The 20,737-nt window shown below is 58.5% G+C and carries 19 protein-coding genes; 13 read left to right on the forward strand and 6 right to left on the reverse strand.

Translation table 11 applies throughout. The annotated features are described in order from the left end of the window. Positions 1–2 precede the first annotated feature (2 nt). The 6 genes from AC2FH6_RS07060 to AC2FH6_RS07085 all read right to left on the reverse strand — a co-directional run bounded on the left by AC2FH6_RS07060 (position 3) and on the right by AC2FH6_RS07085 (position 6,407). On the reverse strand, positions 3–551 hold the full coding sequence (locus AC2FH6_RS07060) for a cytochrome c oxidase subunit 3 (RefSeq protein ID WP_496696553.1): 549 nt from the start codon (positions 549–551) through the stop codon (positions 3–5). Next, on the reverse strand, positions 548–2,470 hold the full coding sequence (locus tag AC2FH6_RS07065; protein WP_496701837.1) for a nitric oxide reductase activation protein NorD: 1,923 nt from the start codon (positions 2,468–2,470) through the stop codon (positions 548–550). The genes AC2FH6_RS07060 and AC2FH6_RS07065 overlap by 4 nt, the downstream gene beginning before the upstream one ends. A 9-nt stretch (positions 2,471–2,479) precedes the next feature. Continuing rightward, the gene (locus tag AC2FH6_RS07070) at positions 2,480–3,289 is read right to left on the reverse strand and encodes a CbbQ/NirQ/NorQ/GpvN family protein (RefSeq protein ID WP_416383916.1); all 810 of its coding nucleotides are present in this window, start codon (positions 3,287–3,289) and stop codon (positions 2,480–2,482) included. A 5-nt stretch (positions 3,290–3,294) separates the two neighbouring features. Next, positions 3,295–4,662 carry a cbb3-type cytochrome c oxidase subunit I gene (locus AC2FH6_RS07075; RefSeq protein WP_496676741.1) on the reverse strand — a complete coding sequence of 456 codons (1,368 nt, stop codon included), beginning with the start codon at positions 4,660–4,662 and terminating at the stop codon, positions 3,295–3,297. A 15-nt stretch (positions 4,663–4,677) separates the two neighbouring features. Beyond that, positions 4,678–5,127 (reverse strand): c-type cytochrome, encoded by a 450-nt coding sequence (locus AC2FH6_RS07080; RefSeq protein ID WP_142635251.1) that lies wholly within the window; start codon positions 5,125–5,127, stop codon positions 4,678–4,680. Positions 5,128–5,225: 98 nt separating this feature from the next. Further along, positions 5,226–6,407 (reverse strand): NnrS family protein, encoded by a 1,182-nt coding sequence (locus AC2FH6_RS07085; RefSeq protein WP_496701839.1) that lies wholly within the window; start codon positions 6,405–6,407, stop codon positions 5,226–5,228. Between the two features lie 232 nt (positions 6,408–6,639). Here AC2FH6_RS07085 and AC2FH6_RS07090 point away from each other — a divergent pair, with 232 nt between their 5' ends. The 13 genes from AC2FH6_RS07090 to AC2FH6_RS07150 all read left to right on the forward strand — a co-directional run bounded on the left by AC2FH6_RS07090 (position 6,640) and on the right by AC2FH6_RS07150 (position 20,729). Further along, positions 6,640–8,316 carry a cytochrome D1 domain-containing protein gene (locus AC2FH6_RS07090; protein ID WP_142635247.1) on the forward strand — a complete coding sequence of 559 codons (1,677 nt, stop codon included), beginning with the start codon at positions 6,640–6,642 and terminating at the stop codon, positions 8,314–8,316. Positions 8,317–8,439: 123 nt separating this feature from the next. After that, on the forward strand, positions 8,440–10,224 hold the full coding sequence (locus AC2FH6_RS07095; protein WP_496691872.1) for a NapC/NirT family cytochrome c: 1,785 nt from the start codon (positions 8,440–8,442) through the stop codon (positions 10,222–10,224). 53 nt (positions 10,225–10,277) lie between these two features. Beyond that, a complete protein-coding gene (locus AC2FH6_RS07100; RefSeq protein WP_496701841.1) occupies positions 10,278–10,685 on the forward strand; it encodes a cupredoxin domain-containing protein in 408 nt (135 codons plus the stop codon). Between the two features lie 189 nt (positions 10,686–10,874). Then, a complete protein-coding gene (gene cobA, locus AC2FH6_RS07105) occupies positions 10,875–11,636 on the forward strand; it encodes a uroporphyrinogen-III C-methyltransferase (protein ID WP_281972619.1) in 762 nt (253 codons plus the stop codon). Continuing rightward, entirely contained in the window at positions 11,629–11,979 is a 351-nt protein-coding gene (locus tag AC2FH6_RS07110) for a c-type cytochrome (RefSeq protein WP_271948625.1), read from the forward strand. Before cobA ends, AC2FH6_RS07110 begins: the two co-directional genes overlap by 8 nt. Continuing rightward, on the forward strand, positions 11,976–13,121 hold the full coding sequence (locus tag AC2FH6_RS07115; RefSeq protein WP_496691874.1) for a cytochrome D1 domain-containing protein: 1,146 nt from the start codon (positions 11,976–11,978) through the stop codon (positions 13,119–13,121). Before AC2FH6_RS07110 ends, AC2FH6_RS07115 begins: the two co-directional genes overlap by 4 nt. Before the next feature lie 3 nt (positions 13,122–13,124). Further along, positions 13,125–14,114 carry a siroheme decarboxylase subunit beta gene (gene ahbB, locus AC2FH6_RS07120; RefSeq protein ID WP_496696563.1) on the forward strand — a complete coding sequence of 330 codons (990 nt, stop codon included), beginning with the start codon at positions 13,125–13,127 and terminating at the stop codon, positions 14,112–14,114. Continuing rightward, entirely contained in the window at positions 14,111–14,560 is a 450-nt protein-coding gene (locus AC2FH6_RS07125; protein WP_496701844.1) for an Lrp/AsnC family transcriptional regulator, read from the forward strand. Before ahbB (AC2FH6_RS07120) ends, AC2FH6_RS07125 begins: the two co-directional genes overlap by 4 nt. Further along, positions 14,557–15,057: a siroheme decarboxylase subunit beta gene (gene ahbB / locus AC2FH6_RS07130; RefSeq protein ID WP_496691876.1), complete on the forward strand. Its 501-nt coding sequence runs from the start codon at positions 14,557–14,559 to the stop codon at positions 15,055–15,057. Before AC2FH6_RS07125 ends, ahbB (AC2FH6_RS07130) begins: the two co-directional genes overlap by 4 nt. Then, positions 15,045–16,259 (forward strand): heme d1 biosynthesis radical SAM protein NirJ, encoded by a 1,215-nt coding sequence (gene nirJ / locus AC2FH6_RS07135; RefSeq protein ID WP_496691877.1) that lies wholly within the window; start codon positions 15,045–15,047, stop codon positions 16,257–16,259. Before ahbB (AC2FH6_RS07130) ends, nirJ begins: the two co-directional genes overlap by 13 nt. Next, positions 16,234–17,787 (forward strand): cytochrome D1 domain-containing protein, encoded by a 1,554-nt coding sequence (locus tag AC2FH6_RS07140; protein ID WP_496701845.1) that lies wholly within the window; start codon positions 16,234–16,236, stop codon positions 17,785–17,787. Before nirJ ends, AC2FH6_RS07140 begins: the two co-directional genes overlap by 26 nt. 28 nt (positions 17,788–17,815) lie before the next feature. After that, the gene (locus AC2FH6_RS07145; protein WP_496691879.1) at positions 17,816–18,007 is read left to right on the forward strand and encodes a hypothetical protein; all 192 of its coding nucleotides are present in this window, start codon (positions 17,816–17,818) and stop codon (positions 18,005–18,007) included. A gap of 598 nt (positions 18,008–18,605) precedes the next feature. Continuing rightward, positions 18,606–20,729, forward strand: a complete 2,124-nt coding sequence (locus AC2FH6_RS07150) for a 4Fe-4S binding protein (RefSeq protein ID WP_496691895.1) — start codon at positions 18,606–18,608, stop codon at positions 20,727–20,729. The last annotated feature ends 8 nt before the right edge of the window (positions 20,730–20,737 follow it).

Below are 20,737 nucleotides of genomic sequence, written 5' to 3' on the forward strand. Positions count from 1 at the left end.
CGTCATCCCAACAGGTAGATCACGGGGAACAGCATGATCCAGACGAGATCGACCATGTGCCAAAACTGGGCGCCGGCCTCGATGTTGCGGGGATTGTCCCGCCAGGCGACCAGCAGCAGGATAACAACCCCAGCCAACACATGTGCCGCGTGGAAGCCGGTGAGCAGATAGTAGAACAGGAAGAACGGATGGGTCTCGTAGGTAATTCCTTGTGCAGCCTTGTCCGCGTATTCCATGCCTTTGATAATCAGGAATATAACGCCCAGCGCGGCAGCTGCGATTAACGCCAGGCGGGCAGCAGTCCGACGCGCAATCTGCCGCCAATGCAAGGCTTGCGCGGCCAGATAGCCAGAGGTGACCAGAACCGCAGTGTTCAGCGCGGCTCCGGTGCGGTGCAGATGCGATTGCGCCTCGGCAAAGCCCGCCGGATCGGTCAGGCGCACGCCCATGAAAGCGATCAGACCCGCGCCAAAGACCAGCAGCTCCGAAATGATCAGAACCCACATCAGTAATTCGCCGGGCAACTCGTCGATAAGGGACGCGTCGCTCATGCGCCGACCAGTTGGCGGTAGATTTGCGGCAGCGCCATGGTCAGGCGATGCGGGTCCGGGATGACGGCAAAGCCGCCCTGCCCGAACATCCGCGGGAACCAGCTTTTACCTGTCTTGTCGATGGTGACGCCAAAGACCGATTGCCCGGCCCGGCGCGCCTCGCGCACGGCCATGTGGGTGTCTTCGATTCCGTGGCGGCCTTCGTAGTGGTCAAGATCATTGGGTTTGCCATCGGTGATCACCAGTAACAACCGGCGCTTACGCGTTTGGGTGGCCAGATCGGCCGAGCAATGGCGGATCGCGGCGCCCAGCCTTGTATAGTGCCCCGGGCGTAACGATGCGATGCGCTGTTCAACCTGGCTGCCCATCACCTCATCAAACCGTTTGCAGCGTTGCACATAGACCCGCTGTCGTTTCAGTGAACTGAAGGCGTGAATGGCGAAATCGTCACCACAGGCGTTCAGGCCCCAGGCCAGCGCTGCCAGCGCCTCGCGTTCGATGTCGATCACGGCGCGGCCAGTCACGGCACTTTCGGTCGAGCGGCTGACATCCAGCAGGATGGAAACCGCCAGATCGCGTGCCTCGGGGCGGGATTGTTGCCAGATGCGTTCGGTACCTTCACCGTTTGCACAGCGGTCAACCTGCGCCCGAACGGCGGCTTCTATGTCCAGTTGATCGCCGTCCAGATGGCCTCGGGTCATCACGCGGCCCGGGCGCAGCGCTTCGAACTGGCGTTTGACGGCGCGGATACGGCGGGCGGTGGCGGGGTCTTTTCCAAACTCGGCGGCATCCTCACGAATATCGGCGTCCGAGGTTAGAACGTTGACGTGATCGGGCAGATATTGCCCGGTGCGCACGTCCCATTCCGGATAGAGAATACGGCCCGACAGACGTTCGCGATTCACATCCTCGGGTGCCAGGTCCAGATGCAATTTCAGCTTGGTCGGCGGCGCCTTGGAAATCTGGCCCAAACCGATCTCATCCTGATCATCGGCGGCCTTTTTGGCATTGTCGGGATCATCGTCATCAATGCGACGGTTGATGTTCAGAAACTCGGCCCAGCTGAGGATCGCTTCGAATTTATGAAGGATGAAACTGTCACTGCGTTCAGCCTGGTCGGATTTGCGCCGCCGGGCACGGTGGGTTTTCTCACCCGATTCCTCGGGCGGGCCTTCAGTATCGGGGTTTTCGACATCGTTATGCTCTGAAAAACCAACAGCGCGCAATTCCGGCCACAGAGGGACAGGGCGGAAAGATTGATATCCGCGTGGGGCAGTCAGGTCATCGTCAAATGACATGAATTGCCTGGCCTTCGGGGATAAAGACGCGGGGTCGCCCAGCCGATGGCGGATCAGTTCTTCAACCGCTGTTTCCACAGGCGGGAGGCCGGATTTGTTGCGGTCATGCAGAACACCTTTGCAAAGCTCGGTGTAAAGCGGTCGCAAGCCGGGGGCGTTGTCCAAGGTTGCATTAACCATGGTTTGTGCAGCGCTCAGCGCGTGCAGATCGGCGCGCAACGGATCACCTTCGACGATCCGGGTTCCCGCATGGGCCGCTGCGGCGGCCAGCCAAACATACAGCGCTCCGTTCGCCTCGCGCGCGGGAAACACCGCCAGACGGTCCGGGAGGCGCAGCACTTCGCCATCGAACGAAGCGCGCGGCATCAGTTCAACTTCGGTACCCAACCGACGGCGCCAGCTTAGGCGATGGTGTGAAACCTCGGGCGAGACCGGGCGCAATTCAACGCCCGGGCTGCCCCCAAGCCCGCGAAAAAGGACTGCCAGCCGCCCCGCGACCTCAGAAAGGTCGACCGCGGCTCCAACATGCACCTGGGGTGCATCGAGACGGCTGGCAAGGGAGTGCCACAGTTTCCCGATCGTTTCTTCGGGTTCCCATGGCTCAAAATCGATCCTGACCATCGGCCGGCCTCACCCAAAGACAGCCGTGACAAGATCGAGGAGCCCGCGTTTGATGTCCTCGTCATCTGTCAGAGGTTCGATCATGGCGGCAAGGATCGCGCGGTCGGTGGACATGCCCTGCGCGATCAGCGTGGCGGCATAGACGACCAGACGGGTGGAAACGCCCTCTTCAAGATCCTGCCCCCTGAGCCCGCGCAGTTTACCTGCCAAGCGGATCAGCGGCTTGCAGCGTTCCAGCGCCAGCCCGCTTTCCTTAGCGACGACCTTTGCCTCCATCTCGGGCGACGGAAAGTCGAACTCCAGTGAGATGAACCGCTGCCGGGTCGAGGGTTTCAGGGTTTTCAGGATATTCTGATATCCCGGGTTATATGAGGCGACCAGCATGAAACCGGGCGCGGCCACAAGCTCCTCACCGGTGCGGTCGATCGGCAGGATGCGCCTGTCGTCAGTCAGCGGGTGCAGCACGACGGTCACGTCCTTGCGCGCCTCGACCACTTCATCCAGATAGCAGATCGCGCCTTCGCGCACCGCGCGGGTCAGGGGGCCATCGACCCAGATCGTTTCCCCGCCTTTCAGCAGGTAGCGCCCGATCAGGTCCGCAGCGGCAAGGTCATCGTGACAGGCCACCGTGTAAAGCGGGCGGCCAAGGCTGGCGGCCATATGCGCCACAAACCGGGTCTTGCCGCAACCTGTCGGGCCTTTCAGCAGGACCGGCAGGTTGTTGGTATAGGCAGCAGCGAACACGTCACATTCATCACCCTGTGGCAGGTAGAAGGGGGCGTCAGCCGCCCCCGTTCTCAGTTTCATGGAGCCATCCATATCCATCACTCCGCTGGGGTTTCGGCCGCGCCGGCTTCAATGATCTCTTTCCGGGGAACCCAGATCGAGTAGATGAACAGCAGCGCACCCAAGACCACGACGATGCCAGAGCCAAGGCGCATCCAATAGAAGATCGCGACCTGATCCTGCACATCCATGAAGTAATCTCCGACCACCCGCTGCATGTGCGTCTGCACTGTTCCAGCAAAGGTCAGCACAAAGGTCATGAAAACCATACCGCTGGACATCAGCCAGAAGCTGCCCATGTTCAGAACCTGATTATAAGGATCGCGGTTCTTCAGGATCGGCATTGCATAGCTGAAGATTGCCAGGTTGAGGCAGACATACGCACCATAGAACGCCAGGTGACCGTGAGCCGCAGTGATCTGCGTACCGTGGGTATAGTAGTTCACCCCGTGCAGCGTGTGCAGGAAGCCCCAGACACCGGCACCGAAGAAGGCCAATGTGGCACAGCCCAGCGACCACAGCAGCGCCGCTTTGTTCGGGTGGTCCCGACGGCCCTTCCAGACCATCACAAAGGCAAAGGCCATCATCGCAAAGAAGGGGATCACTTCGAGGCTTGAGAAGATCGAGCCGATCCACTGCCAGTACCCTGGTGTGCCTATCCAATAGTAATGGTGACCTGTACCAAGGATACCCGAAAACAACGCGGCGGCGACAATGACATAGAGCCATTTCTCGACAACCTCACGGTCTACCCCGGTCAGCTTCAGCATCAGATAGGCCAGGATCGAGGCCATGATCAGTTCCCAGACACCTTCGACCCACAGGTGGACAACATACCACCAGTATTGCTTGTCCAAGGACAGGTTGCCCGGGTTGTAGAAGGCAAACAGGAACAGCAGCGCCAGACCCCAAAGACCCAGCAACAAGATGTTGGTGATCGCGGTCTTCTTGCCCTTCAGAACGGTCATCGACACGTTGTACAGGAAGATCAGTGCGGCCACGACGATGCCGGCCTTGACCCATTTGGGTTGCTCAAGGAACTCGCGCCCTTCTTTACCCAGCAGCCAGTTGCCTTCAAACAGGTTGAACGTATAGGTCAAGACCACGCCCAGTGTACCGACCACCAGAATGATCAGCTGCAGATAGGCCAGCATGGGCGAATGGATCTCACGCTCGGCCTCTTCCGGGATCAGAAAATAGGCCGCACCAAAGAACCCGAGGATCAGCCACACGATCAGCGAATTGGTGTGCAGCATCCGCACAATGTTGAACGGCAAAAGCTCGCTCAGGAAATTGGGTGATACATAGATAAAGCCGGCCAGAAGGCCGCCCAGAACCTGTATCGCGAACAGGGCCATTGCCACCGCAAAGTAGGCATAGGCGATTTTTTGGGATTCGTATTTCATTGCTCCGTTCCCTTCTCAGCCCGCCTCGTTGGGCGGCCAGTCCTGAGCGTCGATATTGTCCGTCCAGATCAGAAAGTTGGTCAGATCACGGATGTCTTCGTCGCTGAGGTTGAAATTGGGCATCTGACGACGACCGGGAATGTCTGTCGGCTGCGCCTCCATCCAGCCTTTGAGGGCTTCAAAGGCCGATTCCGGGTCGTCCAGCACGCCCCAACGTGTCATCACATTGCCAACCTCTGGTGCAAAGTATGCACCTTCGCCAAGGATGGTATGACAGTTGATGCAGGCGTGTTTTTCCCAGACGTGCTTGCCCCTGATAACACTTTCATCGAGCTTTGCTGCGTTCTCAGAGTTCACGATATACCAGTGAGAATGGGCCGACAGAGCCAGAAAGATGAGGATAAAGAACAGTGACCCGCCATAGAATATATTGCGTGCCATGCTCTTGGTCATGACTTCTCGCATTGCGCTCTCCTTTGCGCAGATTAGCTAGTCTGGCTAAAATGACGGGATGGGCACGGTATATCCTTAACGAAAGTCAAGACTTGCAAAAGGAAATCAAATCACGCTGACCGTTGCACCTTGGGACCCGTCAGCGCGGGCCACATCGCGATCAGGAAAAGCGCAAATGCGCTGACCCACAACCCGTCCGACAGCAGCATCGCAACCATGTAACCTGCATTCAGATCTGCCCCAATCCACCGCGACAGGGCCGCCACCGCCATCAGACCATAGGCCACCGCCATTGGGCCGGGTGCCACCAGCGCGCGACCACTGTGGCCAAGCGCGGCGCGGCTCATGACCGCTAGGGTCATGCCGCCGACGCATCCGATGCCCAGGATGTGAAGGGCAGCGATCTCGTTTCCGAAACCCAGCACTGACAGCCCCCAGAGGATCAGTCCCAGCGCCAGCATTGCAAGCCCAAGATACAGTGCCAATAGGATCGGCTCCCGCGCAGCCCAGCCCGCGCGCCAGCGGGCCATGCGCGAAACCTGCGCCACCCCTAGAACCAGCGCCATCGATCCAGCCACAGCACCTGATCCCAGCACCAGAACGATTGGTGGCAGGGTCAGGGCAACCGCCATCGCTGATTTGTCCAGAATTGGCACAGATATTGGCCAGTTCGACTCGGGAACGCCCGCGCGTCTCATGGCGTTTCGGGTAAAGGCCGGGGTGATCCGTCCGCCAAGAATGGCAATCATCGCGCAGAGCGCCAGCAACCCCGCGCGCAGCCCGGTATGCAATGTGTCATCTGTTATCCTCGTCCATTCAAGATGCGAGAACAGATCAGCAATCCAGATAAAGCTGAGCAACAGCAGAAAGAGCATGTTCTGAGGTTTCGGCCTCCGGATGAGCTGGGTTGCAATCTTGGCCGCCAGAATCGGTACAAAGGCCAGGTCGACCACCGCCACAAGCGCCGCAGGCAGCATCCCTGAAAACCACATCGCCATCCGACCAGCCAACCACAATCCGGCGGCCAACGTTATGAACTGCGCACGCGCATCTGGTGCGCCGGTCCAATTTGGCACCGCGGTCAGAAAGAACCCGCCCAGCGCGGCTGTTGCATAGCCGAAGATCATCTCATGCGCGTGCCACATGGGCGGGGCCATGCCATAATCCGGCACTGCATATGGCACCGTCAGCCACAGCCCCCAAACCACTCCGACAAAGAGGCCATAGAGGCCGGCGGACAGAAAGAATACACGAAACCCTTCACCAAACACGCGGGTGATGATTGCGGGCATGGCTGCTCTCCTTGGTGTTTTCCAAGCCCTAGCAAGCCGCCCGGCTGCGCGACTTAACAAAAATCAAACCGGCCGAAAAAGTGTGCCAAAGATACAGATTTTCCCAGCCGGAAAATTGACGTTTTTCCCTGCCCGCCACCTGAATTGCGCGACTGGTGTTGACTTTCGTCAAGGAGCACCCTTGCGCGATGCCCCACGCTTGGACCGCCTCACCAGCAAATGGAGAGTGATCATGTCACTTGGAATCAGCTATACCAAAACGGGCCGCGTCTTCGGGGTCGGTTTCGCGATGTTGCTGGGCAGTGTCGCTGCACCAGCTTTCGCCGAAGAGCCAACTTTGAACGAAGAAGCGTTTGAAGCGTCCAAACAACTTTACTTTGAACAATGCGCGGGGTGCCACGGTGTCTTGCGTAAAGGCGCCACTGGCAAGAACCTTGAACCGCATTGGAAGAAAACCGCAGCTGACGGCGCCGTGACCGAAGGCGGTACACTTGCGCTTGGGCAAGAGCGGCTTGAGAAGATCATCGCCTGGGGCACCGAAGGCGGGATGAACAACTTCTCGGACATCATGTCCGAGCAGGAAATCAAAGACATGGCGACTTACATCATGATGGAGCCGCCCAAACCACCTGAAATGTCGCTGGACCAGATGATGGCGACCCGCAAGATATATGTTGAAGAAGAGGACTACCCAACCGAGCCGATGCATGGCCGCAACTGGGAAAACTTCTTTGTTGTTATCGAGCGCGACGTCGGCAAAGTCGCTGTTATCGATGGCGACACCAAAGAGGTGCTGACACATATTCCGACCGGCTATGCGGTGCACGTTCTGAAAGCATCCGAACACCATTCTCTGGAAGAGCCGGAACAGCCCGGTCGCTTCTGGTACACCATGGGCCGCGACGGCAAGATGACCAAGATCGACCTCTGGCAGACGCCGGACAAGATGTTGGTGTCTGAGGTAAAGATTGCCTATGACGCCCGCGACGTTGCTGTTTCCGGCGATGGCAAATACGTCATCGGTGGGGGCTATTGGCCGCCGCACTTTGCAATCGTTGACGCCCAGACGATGGAGCCGGTCAAGGTTGTATCGACCCGAGGCGTGAACGTAGACGGGGACTATGTGGAAGAGGCTCGCGTGGCCGCTATCTACACAACTCCGAATGAGCCGACCTGGATCGTTGCCGTCAAAGAGTTGGGGCAACTGTGGCAAGTAGATTATACTGATCTAGACAATCTGCGGATCGACAAGATCGACAGCGCCAAATTCCTGCATGACGGGTTCTTCGATCCGACGGGCCGGTATTTCCAAATCGCTGCAAACGCATCGAACAAGATGGTGGTTGTAGATACCGAGACCCACAAGCTTGAGGCGATGATCGACACGGCCGCGTTGCCGCATCCCGGTCCGGGCGCAAACTGGATTGACCCGAATTGCGGGCCGGTAGCTGGCACAACCCACCTCGGGGTTGGCACCGTGACGGTCTGGGGCAACGACCCCGAAAACCGACCCGATGACGCCTGGAAGATCTGCTACGAAGTGGAAACAGACGGCCCGGGCCTGTTCGTCCGTACGCATCCGGAATCGGACTATATTTGGGCTGACCAGACCAAACACCCGGAACCGGAAGTGCAGCAATCTGTGCAGGTCATCTCGAAAGAGACCGGCGAGATCGTGAAAACCATCCAGATCACCGAAGACGAAGGCAGCGCCGCTGTTCACTTTGAATTCAACGCGGATGGAACCGAGGTCTGGGTGTCCAAGTGGAACCTGTCGGATTCAAAAGAACCCAACGGTCAGATCGTGATCTTTGACGCCAAGACTTTGGAAGAGATCGGTCGCATCGAAGGGCTGTACGCCCCGACCGGCAAGTTCAACGTCTACAACCGGTCGAACCACGTCACCTGACGGGTTTCGATCAACTCGGAGCAGGGCGGGCCCCTCGCCCGCCCTGTCCTTGTTTCATCCATCAGCCGAATGCGCAGGCCTAACACGCCGCGCCAGTCAACACAGCCAAAACGGAGCCCGGACATGACCTCCGATCCAGATAAGAAACCACCGATCTGGCGTCGGTATTTCCTGTGGGGAATGCCTGTGGCCGGTATTGCCGCTGCCTTTGCCGCCGGGATCGTCTTTTGGGGTGGGTTCAACACCGCCATGGAAGCCACCAACACCAAAGAGTTCTGTATCTCGTGCCACGAGATGCGCGATTTCGTCTATGAAGAATACACCGGGACCATCCACGATGTGAACCGATCGGGGGTCGGGGCGGTCTGTTCCGACTGTCACGTACCCAAGGACTGGACCCACAAGATGATCCGCAAGATCAAGGCGTCCAAAGAACTATATGGCAAGGTGGTTGGCTCGATCAGTACACCCGAGAAGTTCGAAGCTAAGCGTATCCATCTGGCGATGAATGAATGGGAAAGGATGAAGGCTACAGATTCGCGCGAGTGCCGCAACTGCCACGACTTTGAATCGATGATGCCCGAGTTCCAGCGCCCCCGCGCGCGCCAGCAACATTTGAACGCAATGGAGACAGGCCAGACCTGTATCGACTGCCACAAAGGGATTGCGCATTCGAACATCCGTGACAGGGCCACAGATGAATATCTGGAACAGATTGAAGCCCCGAATCCTGATTTCATCCGTGCAATTCCGCCAGAATACCTGGCCAGTCTCGACCGTGTAGAAGCCAAGGAGGCGGCTGAGGCCGAAGCCGAAAAATCGGCCAAGACAGCACAACAAGAGGCGGTGCAAGCCCAGATCGCAGCCGCTGTGGACGCTGCAGTCGCCGAAGAGCGCGCCAAATCAAGCGGTGAAGAATCTACAGCCCCGGCAGGCGGTGGCAGCGATATCGGAGGCGATATCGACTGGACCAGCATCGCAAGCGCGGATCTGAAGTTGTTTTATCCCGGTCAGGCTTCGTTTGAATGGGTTCAGAATGGCAAGTTCCACGGCGGCGCCCGACCACTGACAAAAGGTGGCGACCAATGTTCGACTTGTCATGCCAAGGAATTGGACATGATTGGAAACAAGATCGTCGCAGGCGGCGAGCTGGAACCAACCCCGATCCCTGGAAAACGTGGTGTGATCGACGCAACTGTTCAGGCGGCCCATGATGCCGAAAACCTCTATATCCGCCTGCAATGGCCGGATGCAGGTCACAATCCTGCACCATTTGTGGATGGCGGGAAGATGGACCCGGACAACCAGATCAAGGTCGCCATGATGATCACCGGAACCGGGATCGAAATGGGGGATCAGGTGGGCTGCTGGGCCTCGTGCCACGCGGACAACACCTATATGCCGTTTGATCCGGGTGCAGATGCGATTGTCGCCAATGGCGATGTTGCAGGCCGCCTGGCCGCTCAGGACACTGTGACCAAATATATCAGCGAAAGCCGCACCGAGGTCGAAGTCAAAGGCCGGCGCGGGAAAGCTCTGGGTGGCTGGGACAAATTGCAGGCCGAAGCGCAGATCGCGCAATATCTGGATGACGGCACCTATCTGGATCTGATGCGCGTCTATGCCGATGGCAGCGCCAGCAACGGCTATCTTCTGGAACAGCGCATAGTCAATGATGGTGAAATCGCCGCCTCGGCCAACTTGTCGGGTGGTATTTGGACCGTCACGTTCTCGCGGCCCTTAAACTCGGGCGCACCGGGTGATGTGCCATTGGAACCGGGCAAGACCTATACGGTCGGCTTTGCAATCCACGATGACTTTGCCGCGGCACGTTTCCACCACGTAACGCTGAACACAAGCTTCGCGCTGGACGACGACAGTGCCAATATCAACGTGGTCGGGCAATGACTGATGGGGCCGGGTAAACCGGCCCCAAAGTATTAGGTATGGAGACTTGGACGATGAAGATCCGCCTACTTCTTCCTGCATTTCTGACTTTGGCGTCACCTGCGGTGGCCGCTGACGAAGACACAGCTGAGATCTGCGCTGAGGCAGAAACCCGCTACGTGGACCTGTTCGGTCAGCCGTCTTCAGATGTGGAAGATGCAGAGGTTGTGCTGATGTACAAATACAATTTCTGCCCAGCCCAACTGACGGTCAAAGCGGGGACCACAGTGCGTTGGGTGAACGTAGACAAACGCACCAGCCATAGCGTCCTGCTGAAAGATGGCAGCAAAGCCGAGAGTGACCGCCTGTTCCCCGAGGAATTTGTTGATCTGACATTTCTTGTTCCCGGCGCCCAGGATTACCTGTGCGGACCACATTGGGAGACACAGAACATGTTCGGAATGGTCACCGTAGAGCCCTGATAAGCGGCAGGCTGAAAGATGCGCGGGCGCAATTCCCGTGCTCCTTAACTTAAGTCAAGGAGGTCGGTTTACCTGTGCGCCAACTTGTTTCCATGACACGCCCGGTTCCCCCAGCAACGTCCCATATTCGCGCATGGAAACGACCAAAACACCGGGTTCCGAAGACATTCAGAACAAGCGAGTTTGCACATGAGCGGTAAGGTTTTTCTGATTGGTGCAGGCCCTGGTGATCCCGAACTGATCACCATGCGCGCCCTGCGTATGCTGCAGGAGGCGGACGTGGTGGTCTATGACCGCCTTGTTTCGGATGAAATTCTGGCCATGCACACCGAGGGCGCACGGCTGATCGCCGTCGGCAAGGCCCCCAAGTGCCACACTGTTCCTCAGGATCGTATCAACGAAATCCTGCTGGAACACGCACGCGCAGGTCACGTTGTGGCCCGGCTGAAAGGCGGGGATCCGATGATCTTTGGTCGCGGCTCGGAAGAGGCCGCTTTTCTGATGGCACACGGTGTTACGGTCGAATACGCACCGGGCATCACGGCGGCACAAGGCGCATCGTGTTCGACCGGCGTGCCCCTGACCCATCGCGGACTGGCGACCTCGGTTCAATATGTCACCGGGCACAGGCAGTCCGACAAGGTTCTTGATCTGGATTGGAAACGACTGGCGGACCCGGATACGACGCTGGTCGTCTATATGGGCGTGGCCAATATCGGCCAGATCGCCATCGGCTTGATGACCGAGAACCTACCCGGATCCACCCCGGTCCTGGCTGTTGGGCAGGCCACCAGTGCCTCTGAACGCCGCCTTGTATCCCGACTGGACCAGATTGCCGCGGATGTGCGCAAGGCGGATCTGAAGGCCCCTACCTTATTCATTATCGGAAAGGTCGTTTCGCTTTATGCCAATCAGGCCCTGACCGAGATTTTGGAGCGGGCGCATGGGTAGCCTGGCGCATATGGACCGCAAGCAGCCGGGCTGGGCCGCGCATACTGTTCTGACAGCCGTCGTTCTGGTTGCCACTTCCGCTCTGGCCGCTGACGCCATCGACCCAACCGCCCTGAAACGGTTGGTCCACCAGGATTGCGGCTCGTGTCACGGATTGTCCCTGAAAGGTGGGCTTGGTCCTGATCTGCGACCGGAAACTCTGGAACATTACGAGGCGGACGTCCTGACGGGGGTCATACTAGACGGCATCCCCGACACGGCTATGCCCCCCTGGCGCCCCCTGATCAGCGAAGAAGAGGCCGAATGGATCGCCCGATACCTGCTGGAACAGGAGGCAAAATGAAACAACTTGCCCTTGGCATCGTTGCCCTAATGATGATGACACCTGCCAATGCAGACCCCACCGCCACCGGAGATCTGGGCCTTGTGATCGAACGGGCAAAAGGGTCGGTCTTATTGGTGGACCAGTCGGACCGGGCCGCATTGGCACGGATCGAAGGGTTGGGCGATCTGTCCCACGCCTCCCTGGTCTATTCACCCGACGAACGCTTTGCCTATGTTTTTGGCCGCGATGGCGGGCTGACCAAGGTTGATATAGTGACCCGTCAGATTGCAAATCGGGTCGTGCAGGCTGGCAATTCCATTGGCGGCGCAATTTCGGATGACGGCCAACTGGTTGCGGTGTCGAACTATGAGCCGGGTGGCGTACGCGTGTTCGACGCGGATACGCTGGAACTGGTTGCCGACATTCCCACCGACAGCAAAACCATAGGTCTTGTCGATGCGCCGGGCCGTCGGTTCGTGTTTTCCATGTGGGACACGGGCGAGACCTGGATTGCTGATTTCGCAAATGGCGCGCCCGAGATCACCAAGATCACCGATATGGGTAAGAACCCCTATGACGCGCTGATCACCGCCAATGGTCGCACTTATATCACCGGTCTGTTTGGCGAGGACGGGCTGACCGCGCTGGACCTATGGGCAGACAATCCAAAACCGATCCGCGTGCTTCCGGGCTATGGGCGCGGACAGGAAGAGATGCCGGTATACAAGATGCCTCATCTTGAGGGCTGGGCACTGACGGATCGCGAATTTGTCCTGCCCGCGGTCGGCCACCATGAGGTTCTTTGGATTGACGCCGAAACCTTGACAGAAACAGGCCGCACCCAAACCCATGGTCAGCCGGTCTTTGCCATGGCGCGCCCGGATGGGCGACAGGTCTGGGTGAATTTTGCCCATCCATTGAACGATACAATTCAGGTCATCGACAGCGTCAGCAAACAGGTCATCCACGAATTCTCTCCGGGCCCTGCCGTCCTGCATATGGAGTTCACGGCACGCGGGCATGAGGTCTGGATCAGTGTCCGCGACGCCAACAAGGTCGTGGTCTACGACACGCATAGCTTTGAAAAGCTGCGCGAGATCGCGGCGGACAGCCCCTCGGGTATCTTTTTCACCGCCCGCGCGCACAGAACAGGGTTGTAACCCATGCAACATATCACTGACCCGATCGACCGTCGCCTGCTGGACGATTTTCAGCGCGAATTTCCGATTGTCGACCGCCCGTTTCAGCCAGTGGCCAAGGCGCTGGGGCTGGACGAAGCTGAAGTGCTGAACCGCCTGGCGCGAATGCGTTCGACCGGCCGGATCACCCGGGTCGGGGCCACGATCACTCCGGGCGCGGTGACGGCCAGCACTCTGGCCGCGGTGGCCGCACCCGAGGAGCATCTGGAGGACATTGCCGCCCTGATCGACGCAGAGCCCGGTGTGAACCACAATTATCAACGTGAGGACAAATGGAACCTCTGGTTTGTAGCGACCGGCCCTGATCGCGCGCATGTGGACGCCACTCTGGCCCGGATTGGCCTGCAAACCGGTTTGCAGGTTTTGGACTTGCGTCTGGTTCGGCCGTTCAATGTTGATTTGGGCTTCCGAATGACAGGCAAGCAACGCAACGTACCGGCACCGCGCAAGGTGGACTGTTCCGTTTTGCAAAAGGGTGATCGCTCATTGATGCAGGCGCTTAGTTCCGGCTTACCGCTGGTTTGCGAACCTTACGCAGCGCTGGCCGCCTCTTTGGACCGTAAACCAGAGGACGCCATGACGCGGATCCGGATCTTACACGAGGCTGGAATTGTCTCGCGTCTTGGCGTGATCGTAAGACACCGGGCACTGGGCTGGTCGGCCAATGCGATGGTGGTCTGGGATATGCCAACTGATCAGGTCGATCGTGCCGGACCTGCGCTGGCAAAATACCCTGGCGTGACACTGTGTTATGAGCGTCGACCCGTTGAAAACATCTGGCCCTACCGCCTGTATTCCATGATCCACGCCCGCTCGCGCAGCGAAGCGCGAAACGTCCTGGCCGGGGCTGCGGCATTGCCTGAGCTGTTTGGCGCGCAGCACAAGGTGTTGTTTTCGACGCGCTGTTTCAAACAGACCGGCGCGCTGATCCAACCCAAGGAGACGGCGGCATGACCCTGGACGAAACTGATCGGGCAATCCTGAACCGAATGCAGGACGACTTACCTCTGACCTCACAACCCTATGCGATGGTGGCCCAAGAACTGGGGATTTCGGAACAGGATCTGTTGGTTCGCTTATCACGGATGAAGGATGACCGGGTCATCACGCGCTTTGGCCCGTTCTTTGACGCGGCCGCGATGGGCGGGGCTTTTTGCCTATGTGCCATGGCCATACCGACAGAGGCATTTGAATCCGTCCTGACCAAAGTCAATGCGCATCCCGAAGTTGCCCATAATTATGAACGTACGCACCGGCTGAACATGTGGTTCGTGTTGGCCACCGAAACGCCCCACGGGATTGAGGCCTGCGCCGATGCGATCGAACAAGAGACGGGGATCGAAGTTCTCAGATTTCCCAAGTTGCAGGAATTCTTCATCGGCTTCCGGGTGGCGGCATGATCGACGCAAAAGACAGACTGATTATCGAGGTTCTGCAGGGCGGATTGCCCCTGGTGCCTTCGCCCTACGCTCGGGTCGCTGAAAGCCTTGGGATGGACGAACAAGCGCTGCTGTATCGCCTCGCAGAACTTAAGGCGCGCGGCGTTATACGTCGTATCGCCGCAGCCCCGAACCACTACAAACTGGGCATGACTTCGAACGGCATGACAGTCTGGGACGTCGATGACAGTCAAATCGCTGATTTGGGGGCACATATTGGCGGTCTGCCTTTTGTCACCCATTGCTATGAACGTCCACGTGCCCTGCCCGACTGGCCTTACAACCTGTTCGCCATGGTGCATGGCAAAGACAGGGGTGAAGTCGAAGAAAAACGGGCCGAGATTGCCGGTATTCTGGGCAGTGCCTGCCGGGCCAAGGACATCCTGTATTCAACGCGCATCCTGAAAAAGACCGGGCTGCGCCTGAAACCGAAAGGCCAAACGCCATGTTCCGCCTGACTGAATACATGCAGCAACTGGTCACCCCGACCCCCGTGCGCAAGCGCCGCCCCGGCCCGGTTAAGCCGGTGGTCATCTGGAATCTGACCCGGCGCTGCAACCTGAAATGCCGCCATTGCTATACTGTTTCGGCGGATGTCGCGTTCCCGGGTGAGCTCAGCCACGAGCAAGCCATGGTAACCCTTGAGGATCTCGGCCAATTTCGCGTCCCGGCCCTGATCCTCTCGGGGGGGGAACCGCTGGATCGGTTCGATTTCTTTGATATCGCCAACCGGGCGCGCAAGTTGGTGCCGATGCTGGCGCTGTCGACGAATGGCACGCGGATTTACGATGAAACCGCCGATATGATCGCTGATGTCGGCTTTAACTATGTCGGCATATCACTTGACGGAATCGGGGCCACAAACGACTGGTTCCGAGGTGTCGAGGGCGCCTTTTCAGATGCCCTGCGCGGCGTGCGCGAGTGCAAGAAACGCGGCATCAAGGTCGGTTTGCGATTCTGTTTGACCGAGGGCACGCAGCACCATCTGCCCGATCTCCTGCAGTTGTGTGATGATGAGGGGGTCGACAAATTCTACCTGTCTCATCTGGTTTACGCCGGTCGCGGCGACAAGAACAGGGGCGAAGATGCCGAACACCTGCGCACGCGCAAAGGTCTGGATCTGTTATTGGACCGTGCGTGGGAGGCAGCCTCGGGCGGGCGCCCGCTGGATATCGTCACCGGCAATAACGATGCCGACGCCGGATATTTTCTGAACTGGGTCAGGACGCATTTTGATGCCGAAAAGACCTCGCATATACGTGCGCATTTGGCGGCCTGGGGCGGGAACTCCAGCGGGTTGGGGGTGGCCAATATCGACAATCTTGGTCGGGTCCATCCCGACACCTACTGGTCAGATTACACGGTCGGGAATGTGAAAACGACGCCGTTTTCCGAGTTGTGGACCGGGGACGACAAGATGCTGGCCATGCTGCGCACTCGCCCGCGTCCGTTGAAAGGGCGCTGTGGAGTTTGTCAGCTCAGGGATGTTTGCGGTGGCAACACGCGCATCCGGGCCCTGCAACTGACGGGCGATCCCTGGGCCGAGGACCCGGCCTGTTACCTGTCAAACGATGAAATTGGCGTGGATAAAGCGGGCAAACGCCTGCAGGTCACACCTTTCCGGGGGAAAAGCCATGATCCGGCGCATCAGTTCTTTTAGGGCTCGGACGCTTGGAACACTGTGTGCGCTTCTGCTGACCAGCGCCGCATGGGCCGACGCCCAGTCCGACTATGCCGAACATTGTGCGTCCTGCCACGGTGACACCCGGCTGGGCGGTGTTGGTCCGGCCTTGATACCCGAAACGCTAAAACGCATGCGCGGCCCGCGGGTCGCCGCCGTGATCGCCGAAGGGCGCACCGCCACCCAGATGCCAGCCTTTGCGCATAATCTGAACGCCCTGCAGATCGAGGAGTTGGCAGGTTGGCTGAAATCCCCGCTCGAGACCGCCCCGGACTGGGCCGAGGCGGACATCATGGCCAGCCGTACGCTGGACGCAGACTATGTCGAGATTGATGCGCCCGTCTGGTCCAGTGATCCGATGAACATCACGTTGGTGGTGGAAACCGGAGACCACCATGTCAGCGTTCTGGACGGTGACACATTTGAGGTTTTGGACAGATTTGAAACTCCTTTTGCCGTTCATGGCGGCCCAAAGTTCAGCCCCGATGGACGTTACGTGTTCATCATGTCCCGCGATGGCTGGGTCCAGAAATATGACATCTGGGCGTTGCAACAGGTGGGTCGCGTGCGGGCGGGACTAAACAGCCGCAACATTGCCATGTCAGGCGATGGCAAATGGCTGGCGGTGGCGAATTACCTACCCAACAGCCTGACCCTTTTGTCCACCCGGGATCTTTCGGTGGCAAAAGTGATCGAGATTAAAAGCAGGAAAGGTAATCCCAGCCGCGTTTCGGCCGTTTATCAAGCTCCGCCACGGGAAAGCTTTGTGCTGGCCTTGAAGGATGTGCCAGAGATTTGGGAGGTCTTCTATGGCGCCAATCCACCCCAATCCGGGCTGGGACACGATTTTCGTATCGAAGGGCAGTTCAAGAACCCTAACCCTTTCCCAGTACGCAAGATCACTACGCCCGACTATCTGGACGATTTCTTTTTCGACCAGACTTATGAATACGTCATGGGCGCATCTCGCGACGGGAACGGCGGTCAGGTGATTGATCTGGTCATTGGCCAAAAAGTGGCTGACCTGGATCTGCCCGGCATGCCGCATCTGGGTTCCGGGATTACCTGGCGGCGCGGCGATACAACTGTGATGGCAACGCCGCACCTGACTGATGGCACCGTCTCGGTGATCGATATGGAGACATGGGAAACGGTCAAGCGGATCAAGACCGAAGGGCCGGGGTTTTTCATGCGCAGCCATGAAAACTCGCCATATGTCTGGGCCGATGTTTTCTTTGGGCCCAACAAGGATGTGATGCATGTGATCGACAAGCAAAGCCTTGAGATCGTGCGGACCCTGCGCCCAGCGCCGGGCAAAACCGTGGCCCATGTGGAATTCACCAAGGACGGAAGCCATGCGTTGGTTTCGATCTGGGAAGATGACGGCGCGGTGATCATCTATGATGCAAAAACACTGGAAGAGGTCCGCCGTCTGCCGATGCGCAAACCTTCGGGAAAGTACAATGTCTGGAACAAAATCACCTTCTCGGAAGGAACCAGCCACTGAGGGCAAATGGCCGGTGTGGAAACTGGCCATGTTGCTGTATCCAGCGTCTGCGCTGACCGTGGCCATAAACCTTTTTCTGGCTGGCCTGATCGCCAACAGCGCCGGATTCGGAGTGATTGAGCCTGTCACCGCCATCCTGTGGTCAATCCCATTGGGTGTACCTGCCTGCTGGTTTGCAGGGCGCTGGGTACGCAGTTTGATGGACGAAGCAGACGGCTAAGTCGGATTCTCCAAAGGCCTAACCGAAGTCAAGTATCTGCTTTCGGGAATCTCTTAGGACTTGGGAAAGATCACCGAGTTGGATTCTCCATGCCCGCCCAAAATCCTTTGCACATTTCAGCTGTTTGCGCGTCCCGCGCAGCTTGTGCGGTGGCAGGTATAATCCTTCTGCTTTTGCAGCTGCTTAGCCCGGCGCTGGCGAGTCCCGGACAAAGCATGTGGGTTGAGATCTGCTCGGAGGGCGGCGCGGTCTGGGTCGAGGTTGATCTTGAAAAAGGCGATGCAGACCCGACCGCACCTTGCCCTAAATGCGCCGATTGCGCGCTGTGCGCCGTGACCGGTGCCGCACCTCTGCCCATGCCGCTGGAAGTGACGCAACCGGGAAGGGTTCAATTCTTATCTTGCCAAAACAACAGGTCCTTCGAGCTAAATGGCTCTGACCGGCTGTGGCCAGAAACCCGGGGTCCTCCCCCTGCACCAGAATTTAAAACCGAACGCGCCCCACGCGCGTCCATGGCGTCCACCCCAATCATCGGAGGTGCGTCGTGGTCGTAAGTCGCGCAATCCATTTCCTGCTGGCCTTTTTTCTGTCCTGCCTGATGGCGATCAGCGCACATGCCGACAGCCTTGCCAGCTTTCTGCCAGAACTTGAGCCCGCGGACCTGATCCCCGGCGCCGAGGCATTTGGCCCGATCAGAAAAGACATTCCGGTTGCGCCGATCCTGAAAGGGGGCAAAACGATTGCCTGGGCCTTTCTGACCTCGGATTTCGTGGGCACCACAGGCTATTCCGGCAAACCCATTCACGTCGTTGCAGCGATCGACAATGATGCGGTGCTTACTGGCGTTAAGCTGGTCAAGCATTCGGAACCCATCGTACTGATCGGGATTCCGAACGCGCGTATGGTCGAACTGACCGAAGGCTATGCCGGCCTGGACCTTAGGGTTGAGGCTGAAACAGGCGGTGAGGGCCATGACCTCGACATTATCTCGGGCGCGACTGTCACAATTATGGTGATCGACGACAGTCTCGTGCGTGGCGGCATCAAGGTAGCGCGGGCGCTGGGGCTGGGTGGCTTGTCACCGCTGCAGGCCGACGGGCCGAAGCGCGAAGTCGATATGGCACAAGACGCCACTTATGACTGGACAACGCTTTCGGGTGACGGCTCGGTCCGACGCCTGACACTGGATGTCGGTCAGGTCAACGCTGCGTTCGAGGCCACCGGCGACCAGCGCGCCATCAGGCGCCGTGAACGGGGCGCGCCCGACGACACCTTCATCGACATGCATCTGGCGTTGGTTTCGGTCCCGTCGATCGGCAAGTCACTGCTGGGCGAGGCCGAGTATCAAAACCTGACCGAGTGGCTGGGCGAGGGCGAGCAAGCCATCCTGGTGCTGGGTCGTGGCGCCTATAGCTTCAAGGGGTCAGGCTATGTACGTGGCGGGATTTTCGACCGTATTCAGCTGATTCAAGGTGATAATTCGGTACGCTTCTTTGATAAACAGCAAGAGCGTCTGGGCAGAGTTGCGGCCGCCGATGCGCCCAGTTTCACCGAGCTGGATATCTTCAAAATCCCCGCTGAGGCAGAGTTTGATCCGGCCGAACCGTTCCGCCTGCAACTGTTGGTGCAACGCGCCGTCGGTGCGGTTGAAAAGACGTTCCTGACCTTCGATTTGGGCTACAAACTGCCTGAGCAGTACCTGTTGCCAGTCGTAGCCCCCACCGTTGTGGATGACGCCACAGGTGAAGCCGCCGCCAAAGCCGCTCTTTGGAAACGTATCTGGAAGGATCGCACAGTCGAGATTGCCGGTCTGGGCGTCATGCTGCTGATACTGACGGCGACCTTCTTTTTCCAGTTCCATGCCACGATGAACGCGCGGGTCTTTTACTGGTTCCGCATCGGCTATCTGACAATGACCCTGTTCTTTATCGGCTGGTACGCGAATGCCCAGTTGAGCGTGGTGAACCTGATGGCACTGGCGGGCAGTTTGCGCACGGGTTTCTCATGGGATGCCTTCCTACTGGACCCGCTGGTGTTCATCCAATGGTTCGCCGTGGCAGCCGCCCTGTTGTTCTGGGGACGTGGTGCCTATTGCGGCTGGCTGTGCCCGTTTGGTGCGCTGCAAGAACTGACCAACAAGATCGCGCGGGCTTTTCGCGTGCCGCAATGGACCCTGCCCTGGGGCCTGAATGAACGGCTGTGGCCCGCGAAATACATGATCTTCTTGGGTCTCTTCGGCCTCAGCTTTGTCTCCATCCCGCTGGCCGAGAAGTATGCCGAGATCGAGCCTTTCAAGACCGCGATCATTCTGAAATTCATGCGCGACTGGCCGTTTGTGGTTTTTGCGCTGGCCCTGTTGGGTATCGGCCTGTTCGTTGAGCGGTTCTACTGCCGCTATCTCTGCCCGTTGGGCGGAGCGCTGGCGATCCCGGCCCGCATGCGCATGTTCGACTGGCTACGCCGTTACAAGGACTGCGGCACCCCCTGTCAGACCTGTGCCAATGAATGCCCCGTTCAGGCGATCCACCCCACAGGTGAGATCAATCCGAACGAGTGCGTCACCTGCCTGCATTGTCAGGTGCTCTACCAGTCCGAGGACAAATGTCCCGTCGTTATCCGCCAACTGAAACGGCGGGCCAAGACAGGGTCGGTCGATCTCAAGACCCCACTCGGACAACCACCGGCGAACCATCCAAACGCCAAACCGAAAACCGTTTCCTAAAAGGAGGA

This window comes from Ruegeria sp. CDSC045 (assembly GCF_059610725.1).

Coding starts and splice junctions, on each gene's coding strand:
- AC2FH6_RS07065 (WP_496701837.1), bottom strand. CDS start 2,470: ATGGTCAGGATCGATTTTGAGCCATGGGAACCCGAAGAAACGATCGGG.
- nirJ (WP_496691877.1), top strand. CDS start 15,045: ATGTTCCGCCTGACTGAATACATGCAGCAACTGGTCACCCCGACCCCC.
- ahbB (WP_496696563.1), top strand. CDS start 13,125: ATGCAACATATCACTGACCCGATCGACCGTCGCCTGCTGGACGATTTT.
- AC2FH6_RS07140 (WP_496701845.1), top strand. CDS start 16,234: ATGATCCGGCGCATCAGTTCTTTTAGGGCTCGGACGCTTGGAACACTG.
- AC2FH6_RS07115 (WP_496691874.1), top strand. CDS start 11,976: ATGAAACAACTTGCCCTTGGCATCGTTGCCCTAATGATGATGACACCT.
- AC2FH6_RS07095 (WP_496691872.1), top strand. CDS start 8,440: ATGACCTCCGATCCAGATAAGAAACCACCGATCTGGCGTCGGTATTTC.
- ahbB (WP_496691876.1), top strand. CDS start 14,557: ATGATCGACGCAAAAGACAGACTGATTATCGAGGTTCTGCAGGGCGGA.
- AC2FH6_RS07145 (WP_496691879.1), top strand. CDS start 17,816: ATGTTGCTGTATCCAGCGTCTGCGCTGACCGTGGCCATAAACCTTTTT.
- cobA (WP_281972619.1), top strand. CDS start 10,875: ATGAGCGGTAAGGTTTTTCTGATTGGTGCAGGCCCTGGTGATCCCGAA.
- AC2FH6_RS07075 (WP_496676741.1), bottom strand. CDS start 4,662: ATGAAATACGAATCCCAAAAAATCGCCTATGCCTACTTTGCGGTGGCA.
- AC2FH6_RS07125 (WP_496701844.1), top strand. CDS start 14,111: ATGACCCTGGACGAAACTGATCGGGCAATCCTGAACCGAATGCAGGAC.
- AC2FH6_RS07090 (WP_142635247.1), top strand. CDS start 6,640: ATGTCACTTGGAATCAGCTATACCAAAACGGGCCGCGTCTTCGGGGTC.
- AC2FH6_RS07100 (WP_496701841.1), top strand. CDS start 10,278: ATGAAGATCCGCCTACTTCTTCCTGCATTTCTGACTTTGGCGTCACCT.
- AC2FH6_RS07150 (WP_496691895.1), top strand. CDS start 18,606: ATGGCGATCAGCGCACATGCCGACAGCCTTGCCAGCTTTCTGCCAGAA.
- AC2FH6_RS07070 (WP_416383916.1), bottom strand. CDS start 3,289: ATGGATGGCTCCATGAAACTGAGAACGGGGGCGGCTGACGCCCCCTTC.
- AC2FH6_RS07085 (WP_496701839.1), bottom strand. CDS start 6,407: ATGCCCGCAATCATCACCCGCGTGTTTGGTGAAGGGTTTCGTGTATTC.
- AC2FH6_RS07060 (WP_496696553.1), bottom strand. CDS start 551: ATGAGCGACGCGTCCCTTATCGACGAGTTGCCCGGCGAATTACTGATG.
- AC2FH6_RS07110 (WP_271948625.1), top strand. CDS start 11,629: ATGGGTAGCCTGGCGCATATGGACCGCAAGCAGCCGGGCTGGGCCGCG.
- AC2FH6_RS07080 (WP_142635251.1), bottom strand. CDS start 5,127: ATGCGAGAAGTCATGACCAAGAGCATGGCACGCAATATATTCTATGGC.